This is a genomic window from Adhaeribacter rhizoryzae (assembly GCF_008629685.1).
GTDB lineage: Bacteria > Bacteroidota > Bacteroidia > Cytophagales > Hymenobacteraceae > Adhaeribacter > Adhaeribacter rhizoryzae.
In genome coordinates this window covers 42,599-53,347 of record NZ_VWSF01000019.1, presented here as the reverse complement: position 1 = coordinate 53,347, position 10,749 = coordinate 42,599, and the positions used below count along the sequence as shown (strand labels likewise).

Sequence of the window (10,749 nt, the reverse complement as noted above, 5' to 3'; positions counted from 1 at the left end):
CGATGTTAAAGCATATAAAAATAATAACCGCTGCCCTCCTGCTGGTATTTACGATGGGCATCAGCGCCTGCCAGAATGGCTCCAAGCCCGCCCCAGCGGAAACCGAAGAAGCGCATACCGAAAGCGAAGCAGCAATCGGTCTTACCCAAGCCCAAATGGATGCCGTTGGCATTCAATTGGGCGCAATCGAAAACCGGCCGTTGAAAAGCGGGATCCAAGCCAATGGCATGCTCGATCTGCCGCCGCAGAATAAAGCCACTATTTCCAGCTTAACGGAAGGCATCGTCCGGCAGATTTTTGTGACGCAGGGACAGTTTGTGAAGAAAGGTCAAAAACTGGTAAGCCTGGAGCATCCCAGTATTATTCAATTGCAGGAAGAGTACTTAAAAGCCCGCAGCGCCCTCAACTACGCGCAGCTAGATTATCAGCGGCAGAAGGAACTGTTGCAGGAAAATGTCATTGCGGCCAAAAAGTATCAGTTAGCGGAGGCCGAATACCGGGCCCGGCAGGCAGAACTCGCTTCCTTAGGCAGCCGGTTAAGCCAGCTTGGTATCTCGCCCAACCAAGTAAAAGTAGGTTCGCTGGTGCGGGCTGTTTCGGTGGCATCGCCCATGCACGGGTACGTGCATCAGATTGAAGTAAATACCGGTGCCTTGGTGGAACCAGCGCGGGAACTATTTCAGGTGGTTGATAACCACCATATTCATATTGACCTGCAGGTGTTTGAAAAAGATATTGCCCAGGTGAAGATAGGTCAGAAAGTCTTATTTGCGTTGACTTCTAACCCGGCCCAGGAATACGAAGCCACCATTTTTGCGGTGGGCAAAGCTTTCAGAAATGACACCAAATCGGTGGAAGTTCATGCCGAAATCAAGGACAATGAGGTTGCCACGCTGCTTCCCGGCATGTTTGTTACCGGCCGCATCTTGACTTCGGAGGCGGCGGTGGCGGCCCTGCCCGACGAAGCCATTATAACAGAAGGTGATTTAAAGTTTGTCTTTGCCGCCAAACGGGCCGCTGCTTCGGCCAAACCCCATGATAAGCCGGAGGCCGGCGAAGAGGAACACAAAGAAGAACTAACCCCGGATTGGACCTTCCAAAAAATCGGGGTACAAACCGGGGTTTCCGATGCGGGATATACCGAGGTAAAATTATTGGAGCCGCTGCCGGCTGACACGCAACTGGTGACGAAAGGTGCCTATTATGTAGCTGCCCAAGCCAATAAGGGTGAAGGCGGACATCATGAATAGTAAGTAGTTGGCTACTGGGTTAAGCCATTGCCTCATCAGAGCTTTCCTGTAGGTGGAATCATGGCAATCAATTTACCGGCCAAGGATGCCTTGGCCGGTAAACCAAGGTCTGGAAATGTAAGATATTAAATAATTTTAAGAGAAAGTAAGGTTAAAGTAAATCATCCAAAAAGAGCAAAATGGGCCATTTAATCATCGGAAGTTTGCTATTAAGTCTGATTCACGCGGTTATCCCCAACCATTGGTTGCCCATTTTAGTGATTTCCCGGGCCGAAAACTGGAGCCGCCGGGAGTTATTAGGCATCACAGCGCTCACTGGTTTCTTCCATGTGCTCAGTACGATTATCATCGGGGTTAGCCTTGGGGTAATAGGCTATAAGTTATCTGAAAGTCACCAATTCTTTACGACAACACTGGCGCCGGTCATTCTTATTTTGATGGGCTGCGTGTATGTGGTATTGGACCTGAAGCAGGTAGAACAGCAGACCTTTCCGGGGCTGAAGCAGTTAAAACAAAAATCTAAACCGGCTATCATTTTCACCTTATGCCTGGCGATGTTGTTCTCTCCCTGTTTGGAAATTGACACTTATTTCATAACGGCTGGCGCGCACGGATGGCAGGGCATCGCTGCCGTGGCCCTGGTTTATTTCACCGTTACCATTTCCAGCCTGGTGCTGTTAGTTGCGTTGGCCTATAAAGGGATGGCGCAATTCAATTTTAACTTTTTGGAGCAGCATCATAAGAAAATTACTGGCTTGGTCCTCATCCTTCTGGGCCTTTTTACTTTTTACCAACATTAGATTCGTTTTTAAACCAAATACTATGAACCAAGAAACCGATAAAAATGAGCAAGTGCCGAAGGCGATGGAGATTACTTCGCCCCGCACGGCCGAACAACCAGGCCCGCAAATTCCCAAAACCGGCACGCAGTACGAAGCCGGGCATGGTCCCAATGATGGTCATGATCATGGCGATGATGACCACGACCACGATGAGACTGCTTCCTATGTCCCTACTATCATTAGCCTGGTACTTTTATTAGGCGGGATTCTCCTGGATTACCTTGATGTGCCTTGGTTTACAACGTATGTGCGCCTGGCCGTATATGGCATTGCTTACCTGTTGGTCGGCGGTAAAGTCGTGTGGCACGCCTTGCGCAATATTACCAAAGGCAACGTGTTCAACGAGTTCTTTCTCATGAGTATGGCTACCATTGGGGCCTTTTACATCGGGGAATATGCCGAAGGGGTAGCCGTAATGTTGTTTTACGTCATTGGCGAACACTTCCAGGAGGCGGCAGTCGCCCGCTCCCGCAAATCCATCAAGGATTTAATTGACAACCGTCCCGAAATTGTTACCGTGCTTCGAAACGGGCAGGCCACGGAGGTGAAACCCCAGCAGGTGAGCATCGGGGATACCATCCAGGTAAAAGCCGGGGAAAAAGTGGCCTTAGACGGGGAGCTTTTGAGCGAACAATCCTCTTTTAACACGGCTGCCCTCACCGGAGAATCCAAACCGGATACCAAAAGCAAAGGGGAAACAGTGCTTGCCGGAATGATTAACCTGGATAAGGTTATCGATATTAAAGTAACATCGGCTTACGAAGATAGTGCCTTATCCAAAATACTAAAATTGGTGGAGGACGCCGGTAGCCGCAAAGCCAAAACCCAGCAATTTATTACCCGTTTTGCCAAAATATACACGCCCATTGTTGTTTTTGCTGCCCTCGGCTTGGCCTTATTGCCTTATTTCTTTGTAGCAGATTATGTTTTTAATGATTGGCTTTACCGGGCGCTTATATTCCTCGTAATTTCCTGTCCCTGCGCCCTGGTCATTTCGGTTCCGCTCGGTTACTTCGGTGGCATTGGCGCTGCCTCCCGAAATGGTATTTTATTTAAAGGTTCCAATTTCCTGGATTTGATTACTACCGTTGATACCATCGTGATGGATAAGACCGGTACCCTGACGGAAGGCGTTTTCAAAGTACAAGGAATTAAGACCTATGGCCTGCAGGAAACGGAACTGGTGGCGCTGACCGCCGCGCTGGAAAGTAAATCTTCTCACCCGGTCGCCCAGGCGGTGGTACAACACGCGGGAGACAGCTATAAGCATTTGACCGTTTCGGACGTAGAAGAAATATCTGGCCATGGCCTGAAAGGCATGGTGGACGGTAAATCAGTCCTGGCTGGCAACGGCAAGATGATGCGCAAATTTCACATCAGCTACGACCCGGAAATTGATGCGATTGTGGATACTATTGTGATGGTAGCCATTGAAAATCAGTTTGCCGGCTACATCACCATTGCCGATAAAATCAAAACCGATGCGCCCGAAACCGTCCGGCAATTACATGCTTTAGGAATTACTAACATTACGATGCTCTCCGGTGATAAAGATTCCATCGTGCAGCAAGTAGCCGCTAGCTTAAAAATCGACAAGGCCTACGGCGGCTTATTGCCCCAGGATAAAGTGAGCAAAGTAGAGGAATTAAAACAGCAGGGCCGGACGGTAGCCTTTGTGGGCGATGGCATCAACGATGCGCCGGTAATTACCCTGGCGGATGTAGGGCTGGCCATGGGTGCCATGGGCTCCGATGCCGCTATTGAAACCGCTGATGTCGTGATTCAGAACGACCAACCCTCCAAAATAGCAACGGCCATTCATATCGGGAAAGCGACCAAGCAGATTGTCTGGCAGAATATTGGGCTGGCTTTTGGCGTCAAGCTCCTGGTGATGGCCTTCGGCGCTTTTGGGGTTGCCACGATGTGGGAAGCCGTGTTTGCCGATGTGGGGGTAGCATTCCTGGCAATTTTAAATGCCATACGCATTCAGCGCATGGATTTCGGCAAGAAAGATTAACCCATTTTAAAAGGAAACCTTATGTACGATGTAACCATTATTGGGTCCGGTCCCGGCGGCTATGTGGCAGCCATTCGCTGCGCCCAGTTAGGATTAAAAACGGCTCTGATTGAAAAGTATAATACCTTGGGCGGCACCTGCCTCAATGTGGGATGTATTCCTTCCAAAGCCGTCTTAGACAGTTCCGAGCACTTCTACAATGCGCAGCATAAATTTAAAATTCATGGCATCCGGCTGGAAAACCTGCAACTGGATTTTCCCCAAATGCTCGCCCATAAAGCGGATGTGGTTCAAAAAACCGTAGCTGGGGTAGATTATTTAATGAAAAAGAACAAGGTAGAAGTATTGCACGGCACCGCAACCTTGCTGACACCCCAGACGGTGAGCATTCAGGGAGCGGCAGAGACGCCCACTACCGTTGAAACCAAATACATCATTCTGGCTACCGGTTCCAAGCCCAGCTCTTTGCCTGGTATTACCATCGATAAAAAAAGAATTATTTCCTCCACGGAAGCACTAACCTTACCGGAAATCCCCCGGCACCTGTTGGTCATCGGCGGCGGGGTCATCGGCCTGGAAATTGGGTCGGTGTATGCCCGTATTGGTGCCAAGGTCAGTGTACTGGAATATACTGATATCCTTATTCCCAGCATGGACCGGACCATGGGCAAGGAACTGCAAAAGTCTTTGCGAAAGCTCGGCATGGAATTTTACCTCAGCCACAAGGTAACGGGCGCGCAAAGCACCGAAACCGGGGTAACCGTCACGGCGGAAGATACCGCGGGTAATACCCTGACCCTGGAAGGTGATTATTGCTTAATGGCGGTGGGCCGCAAACCTTTTACCGACGGCGTAGGGTTGGAAAACGTTGGCATCAAAACCGACAAAGGGGGGCGCATCGCGGTAAATGAAAATCTGGAAACGAATGTGCCGGGTATTTATGCCATTGGTGATGTGGTGAAAGGGGTGATGCTGGCCCATAAGGCTTCCGAAGAAGGTGTATTGGTGGCCGAACGCCTGGCCGGCCAAAAGCCGCACCTGGATTACCTGCTCATTCCGGGCATTGTATATACCTGGCCGGAAGTCGCCAGTGTGGGCTATACCGAAGAGCAGCTAAAAGCAGACGGTAAAGCGTATAAAAGCGGCTCCTTCCCGTTCCGGGCCAATGCCCGCGCCCGGATGAATGATGATTTAGACGGGCTGATAAAAGTATTAGCCGATGCTAAAACCGACGAAGTTCTCGGCATTCACATGATTGGCCCCCGGGTCAGTGATATCATCGGGGAGGCCGTTGCGGCTATGAGCTACCGGGCTTCGGCCGAGGATATAGCCCGGATGTCCCACGGGCACCCCACCTTTTACGAATCTTTGAAAGAAGCCTGTCTGGCGGTAGCCAACCAGGCCATTCATATTTAATTGTTTCCTTAAAAGCAACCAAGATGAGCGAATACAAAGTAAACTTGTTATGGTCGGGTGATACGACCGACTTTACTTATAAAACCTACAGCCGCACCCATACCTGGACCTTTGGCGGGGGCAGTGCCGTGGAAGCTTCCGCTGCGCCGGAGTACCTGGGCCAGGCCGAATTAGTCAATCCGGAAGAAGCCTTTGCCGCCTCCCTGGCCAGCTGCCACCTGCTCACTTTTCTGGCCCTGGCTGCCTTTCAGAAATTTATCGTGGAGCGCTATGAAGACGAGGCGGTTGCTTCGGTGGGTAAAAATGCCCATGGGAAAATGGCCGTTTTACAGGTTACTTTAAACCCCAAGGTAACTTTTAGCGGTGACAGACAGCCTACCGCTGAACAGCTGGAGCAACTTCACCATAAAGCTCATAACGATTGTTTTATCTCTAATTCGGTTTTTACAGAAGTGGTGGTAGCGCCTATTCTGTAATGAGGATTTTTTTCCGCTTTCAAAAATAAATAGGATGTGTTCTGTTCACTTAAATAATTTTAATAACAGTTTTCGGGTGGAAAACAACCATAACCATACCGCCCTGATTCTTAGCAAGCTGTTTTTTATCCTACCGCCGAGGGGAACTATTCCCCCCTCCTTGAGTCTGCAAGTAGTAGATGAAAATGAGTTGCCCCTTTTCAACGAACTGGTAGCTCCTTTAGCCAAAAAAGAAGGCCACGAAACAGTCGCTTACCTCCACCAGGAGTTTAGTATTTGGGATCATTTACAGGTTAGTTTAATAACACACGCGTCCGGTATAAATTTTGAGGTAAAACTTTATTTCACGCTCCAATAGTTGGGAGAAGCAAATAAAGGCGGCTATTATTTTTTTAAAACTTAAATATGGACCATTCTTTCAGTTCCTTAATAAAACAGCAGTTCCAAGAAGCCCAGACCGTACTAACAACGTTTCTGACCGAAGAGAAAAATACAGAAGCCATCGCGCAGGCAGCCTTGTTAATGAGTAAGGCCCTGCGGCAGGGGGATAAAGTTATATCCTGCGGCAATGGCGGCTCCCACTGTGATGCCATGCATTTTGCCGAAGAACTCACGGGCCGCTTTCGGAAGGACCGGCCGGCATTGGCTGCTATTGCTATTTCGGATACCAGCCATATTACCTGCACCGGGAATGATTATGGCTTTTCTTTTATCTTCTCCCGCTTTGTGGAAGGGTTAGGCCGGCCGGGAGATATACTTCTAGCCATTAGCACCAGTGGCAATTCAGAAAATATCCTACAGGCAGCCCGCGCGGCACGGGAACGGGAAATGAAAGTAGTAGCGCTGACGGGGAATGGTGGTGGCCAGTTAGCGGCTTTAGCCGATGTGGAAATTCGGGTACCGCACGTCGGTCACGCCGACCGTATCCAGGAAGTTCATATCAAAATTATTCATATCCTGGTATTGCTCATTGAGCAGCAGGTGCTGATTCCACCATTTATATGAGGCATATGCCCGGCGAAATATTACTGGCCCCATGCAAACATTATTAAAAAGGTATTATCGCTAACGATTTATTTTCTATCAACTCCCTTTCTTTGCGCAAAAGCTCGAAAGAAATTAGTTTTAATAATGAGCCAGCAGAAGTTTAGTTACAAGTGAATCTCCTGTTCCTCATAACCTTCATTTTCTACCTGGATAGTGGTATGTTTTATTTTAAAGGGTTCTTTCACCTGGTCATTGATAGCTTTTAAAACCTGATTAGGGGTTGTCTGCTCTTCAATAACTACATGGGCACTCATCGCATTAATGCCGGAGGTTAAAGTCCACACGTGTAAATCGTGAACCTGTGTTACGCCGGGTATTTTTTGTAGTGTTTCACGCACCACTGCCAGATTAACATCAGCGGGCGTTCCTTCCAGCAAAATATCAACGGCTTCTTTCAATAATATCCAGGTGCGGGGTAAAATAAATAAGCCAATACCCGCTGATAAAATAGGGTCGGCATAATACCACCCCGTGGTCCACATAATAATACCTGCTGCAATTACCCCGATTGAGGTCAGCATATCGGATAAAACTTCAAAGTAAGCCCCTTTCATGTTCAGGCTATCTTTGGAACCTTTCCGCAGAATATACATGCCGATTAAGTTTACGACCAGGCCCACTCCGGCAATAACCAGCATAAATTTACTTTCTACTTCCGGCGGGTTAAGGAAACGCAAGTAAGCCTCGTATAAAATGTATAAGGATATTCCAATCAGAACAACGGCATTCGCCAGTGCCGCTAGGATTTCAGCCCGGTAGTAGCCGTACGTTTTTTCCGGCGTTGCTTTTTTCTCAGCCAGGTTTATGGCAATTAAAGCAAACACCAATCCCCCTACATCCGTCAGCATGTGCCCGGCATCGGCCAGTAAAGCCAGACTCTTGGTCCAGATTCCGCCTATTACTTCGGCTAATAAGTATAGTAAAGTAAATCCCAGTACAAACATCAGGCGCTTTTTATTCTGACTGCTGGGCGAAATAGCGTGTCCTTGTGACATATCCGAATATCTTTATGGTTTAACTTATTATTCAATAAGTAATATGGATGCCATAGCTTTCATCAGCCAGAATAACCTTCCATTCCCTAATAAGATTGCGGTAAGCGGTGCCCAAAGGACGATACAGCATGGAAGTATTCTGTTGACTCACTTTGAATGAAAGTAGCCTGGGGTTGCACCTCCAGAATAGACTGTATGGCCAGCAGTAGCGCGCCCTATGCCGGAACTGCCACCAGTTATCAGGCATACTTTATCTTTGAAACGCCTCTATCTACATGTTGAAAAAAACATAGGCAGCTAACCCATTGCGTTGCAAACCAAATGAGCTAGCCGCCATAAATTAACGTTGAGTAATTTGTTCATGGTGGCTGTGACAGGCTTCGGCGCATTCCTGACAGGCCTGGGCACAACGTTGACAATGCTCATGCTGGTGCTGAGCGCATTCTTCCGCACATTTGCGGCAAATCTCTTCGCAAAGAACCAGATATTGGTGACCAATAACCGATTGACTTTGTAAAAGCGCAATAGCATGGCGGCAGGAATCGGCGCAGTCCCGGTCCAGTTTTGCGCAATTAGCCATCATTCCCCCTTCTGAAAGACAATGGGAAAAACAAATTTCACACGTGTTTGCACAATTTAATAATTTTTCAATAAGCTGCTGATGATTGTGGTTTTCCATAGTTTTCTCATCGATATTTATAGATTAACTTTAAATAAAAAAATACGAACTTAACTATATTAGGTTATTTTTATTGTTAACAGCTTTAAGCTGATGAATTATTATAAAGATGCGCAGATCTGGATTTGCCAACTTGTTCAGCTACCACTTTGGCTTTGTTGGGAAAAGTAATTGCAGCTTATATGACCCGGAGTGCCTGTATGATCAGAAGGCAAATAAGCTGCTGTTTGTATTTAAGTGTTTATACAGGCTCATGAAATTATGAAGCTTTGGTTTGTCCATAAACCTTCTCTTTTATCATTTAGTTTGGGTGTCGCTAGACACACAAAAAGCGACCTATGTGTAAAACGTTCAAAAATTTCTTTCTACTTTGAAACGAATTATTTTCGCTTAACTTCCCTATCTAATTTAAGGTAGCAACTCCAGGCAACTCAATTTAATTGATTAAAGAGTTAAGTATGGCTGATTTCGGAGAACTGGGCTATCCGGTACAAGTCCTCGCTATTGCTCCGGGCTTTCCCCTGCTATCCCTCCCGCAAAAGCCGGATGAATCAGTTCTGGCCGGTAAGTCCGCTGCGCTCCCTTTCCGGCCAGAACCGATTAACCGGCCTTCTTTCTACCCGACCAGAAAACAGTAGGCAAAAAAGGGCCTACCCTTTTCTGGTCTAGCTGGATCGGAGTGAGATACTGCCGCAAGCCGGCACCATTAGCTCCGGCTGCGCCTTCGCTAACCGTGCCGGCAAGCTCTTAATTTTCACCCGCACCCAAGCCCACCATAAAAATGGCCGGCCTGGGTGCTCACCGCTTATCTTTATAGACCTTAACCCTTATAGTTGCGTTGGACGTAAAAGGCCTGGGAATCCCCTCCTGATGTAACGCCATTTTTGTGAATTCCTAAATAATGCTAACCTGATTTTGAAGAAAATGGGCGCTGTTTGCCGGACCATTTATGATAAACAGCTCCTGTAGACTAGTAACTAAAAATCCCTTGCTTAATAAAAAAAGCATAAAAAAACAGCTTCACCAGGCTGTTTTTCTGAAACTTAACCAACACCGGACAAAAGAAATACTGTTTCTAGTTCAATCGAACTATCTCTACTTTCTAGCAAAATTAATAGGAGAAGCTTTTACAATATCTTTATTTTTAACTTCCATCGTCATTACCCGGCCACCATTTTGCTCATACATTTCTATAACCAGACTCTTTTTATCCGGAATGGTGAATTTTTCGAGGCAGTAAACCCGGTTTAATTCTGATTTACCGAAAATTGTATTCTGGTTTTCCGGATAAACAAAAATCGGCATTACTTCCGTTTCCTGAATGGCCGTACGCTGACGCTGTTTTTTATCGCGGATATAGAATTTGATAAAATCAATATCGTAATTAATATTGCTGGTATTCTTAGCATTAACGCTGTAAAAAATAACATTATCTTTAATATATATACCTTCTATATCAAATCTAACTTTGTTTTTTTGCATGCCGATTCCGGAAATCTTATCTCCCCGCTTTGCTATTTCCTGACTATAAAAATTTAAATCGGCTTCGTTCATTTGGACTGTTTCAAAGACGATAGGTACATCATTCATACTGGCAGTTAAATAAGTACCAGGGATGGCTTTACTTTGGGCCTGGGTAGTTGGATGAGTAGTTCCGGTATTATCCGCTCCCTCAATGTTATAAGTAAGGGAAACCGGTTCTTCCTGATAGCTAACGTAAAAGGAATAGTATTTGCCATCTTTGGTTATGACCGAAAGGTTTGTTTCCGGGAAACCTTTCATATTGGCTTTAACCCGCAGTACATTTTCTACCCCGGTAAACTTATCCGCTATCACCGCACCGGAGCCCAGATCCACACTATGCACCCCCGATGGGAAAATTAGACTAACCGTTTTGGAATAAGAAACGCCAAAAGAAAATGATTTTAGTAACTGGGTATCTTTAAAAGGTTGGCGGTTTTGTGCCAGCGCCGAAAAGCCTGATACTAAAATAAAGCAGACAGTAAATATATACTTTTTCATAATAT

10 protein-coding genes are annotated in these 10,749 nt (G+C 46.7%); 7 read left to right on the top strand and 3 right to left on the bottom strand.

Features of this window, described 5'->3' with window-relative positions:
- The first annotated feature begins 2 nt into the window (after positions 1-2).
- From F0145_RS19700 to lpcA, 7 genes are all read left to right on the top strand, one after another.
- Positions 3-1,250, top strand: coding sequence for an efflux RND transporter periplasmic adaptor subunit (locus F0145_RS19700; RefSeq protein ID WP_150091177.1), 1,248 nt, complete (start codon positions 3-5; stop codon positions 1,248-1,250).
- Positions 1,251-1,429: 179 nt separating this feature from the next.
- Positions 1,430-2,050, top strand: a complete 621-nt coding sequence (locus F0145_RS19695; protein ID WP_150091175.1) for a hypothetical protein — start codon at positions 1,430-1,432, stop codon at positions 2,048-2,050.
- A 22-nt stretch (positions 2,051-2,072) separates the two neighbouring features.
- Positions 2,073-4,109, top strand: a complete 2,037-nt coding sequence (locus F0145_RS19690; protein WP_150091173.1) for a heavy metal translocating P-type ATPase — start codon at positions 2,073-2,075, stop codon at positions 4,107-4,109.
- A gap of 21 nt (positions 4,110-4,130) precedes the next feature.
- The gene (lpdA, locus tag F0145_RS19685; protein WP_150091171.1) at positions 4,131-5,525 is read left to right on the top strand and encodes a dihydrolipoyl dehydrogenase; all 1,395 of its coding nucleotides are present in this window, start codon (positions 4,131-4,133) and stop codon (positions 5,523-5,525) included.
- 23 nt (positions 5,526-5,548) lie between these two features.
- A complete protein-coding gene (locus F0145_RS19680) occupies positions 5,549-6,001 on the top strand; it encodes an OsmC family protein (protein ID WP_150091168.1) in 453 nt (150 codons plus the stop codon).
- Positions 6,002-6,161: 160 nt separating this feature from the next.
- Positions 6,162-6,359, top strand: a complete 198-nt coding sequence (locus F0145_RS19675; protein ID WP_150091166.1) for a hypothetical protein — start codon at positions 6,162-6,164, stop codon at positions 6,357-6,359.
- A gap of 47 nt (positions 6,360-6,406) precedes the next feature.
- A complete protein-coding gene (gene lpcA / locus F0145_RS19670; protein WP_150091164.1) occupies positions 6,407-7,006 on the top strand; it encodes a D-sedoheptulose 7-phosphate isomerase in 600 nt (199 codons plus the stop codon).
- A 146-nt stretch (positions 7,007-7,152) separates the two neighbouring features.
- Here lpcA and F0145_RS19665 read toward each other — a convergent pair whose 3' ends face one another.
- From F0145_RS19665 to traN, 3 genes are all read right to left on the bottom strand, one after another.
- Positions 7,153-8,043 (bottom strand): cation diffusion facilitator family transporter, encoded by an 891-nt coding sequence (locus tag F0145_RS19665; protein WP_150091162.1) that lies wholly within the window; start codon positions 8,041-8,043, stop codon positions 7,153-7,155.
- Positions 8,044-8,383: 340 nt separating this feature from the next.
- On the bottom strand, positions 8,384-8,722 hold the full coding sequence (locus F0145_RS19660) for a four-helix bundle copper-binding protein (protein WP_150091160.1): 339 nt from the start codon (positions 8,720-8,722) through the stop codon (positions 8,384-8,386).
- A gap of 1,095 nt (positions 8,723-9,817) precedes the next feature.
- Positions 9,818-10,744, bottom strand: a complete 927-nt coding sequence (gene traN / locus F0145_RS19655) for a conjugative transposon protein TraN (protein WP_150091158.1) — start codon at positions 10,742-10,744, stop codon at positions 9,818-9,820.
- Positions 10,745-10,749: the final 5 nt, after the last annotated feature.

Bases quoted from the DNA above. Each gene is read 5' to 3' on its own strand.
- F0145_RS19700 (WP_150091177.1), top strand. From the start codon at position 3: ATGTTAAAGCATATAAAAATAATAACCGCTGCCCTCCTGCTGGTATTT.
- F0145_RS19695 (WP_150091175.1), top strand. From the start codon at position 1,430: ATGGGCCATTTAATCATCGGAAGTTTGCTATTAAGTCTGATTCACGCG.
- F0145_RS19690 (WP_150091173.1), top strand. From the start codon at position 2,073: ATGAACCAAGAAACCGATAAAAATGAGCAAGTGCCGAAGGCGATGGAG.
- lpdA (WP_150091171.1), top strand. From the start codon at position 4,131: ATGTACGATGTAACCATTATTGGGTCCGGTCCCGGCGGCTATGTGGCA.
- F0145_RS19680 (WP_150091168.1), top strand. From the start codon at position 5,549: ATGAGCGAATACAAAGTAAACTTGTTATGGTCGGGTGATACGACCGAC.
- lpcA (WP_150091164.1), top strand. From the start codon at position 6,407: ATGGACCATTCTTTCAGTTCCTTAATAAAACAGCAGTTCCAAGAAGCC.
- F0145_RS19665 (WP_150091162.1), bottom strand. From the start codon at position 8,043: ATGTCACAAGGACACGCTATTTCGCCCAGCAGTCAGAATAAAAAGCGC.
- F0145_RS19660 (WP_150091160.1), bottom strand. From the start codon at position 8,722: ATGGAAAACCACAATCATCAGCAGCTTATTGAAAAATTATTAAATTGT.
- traN (WP_150091158.1), bottom strand. From the start codon at position 10,744: ATGAAAAAGTATATATTTACTGTCTGCTTTATTTTAGTATCAGGCTTT.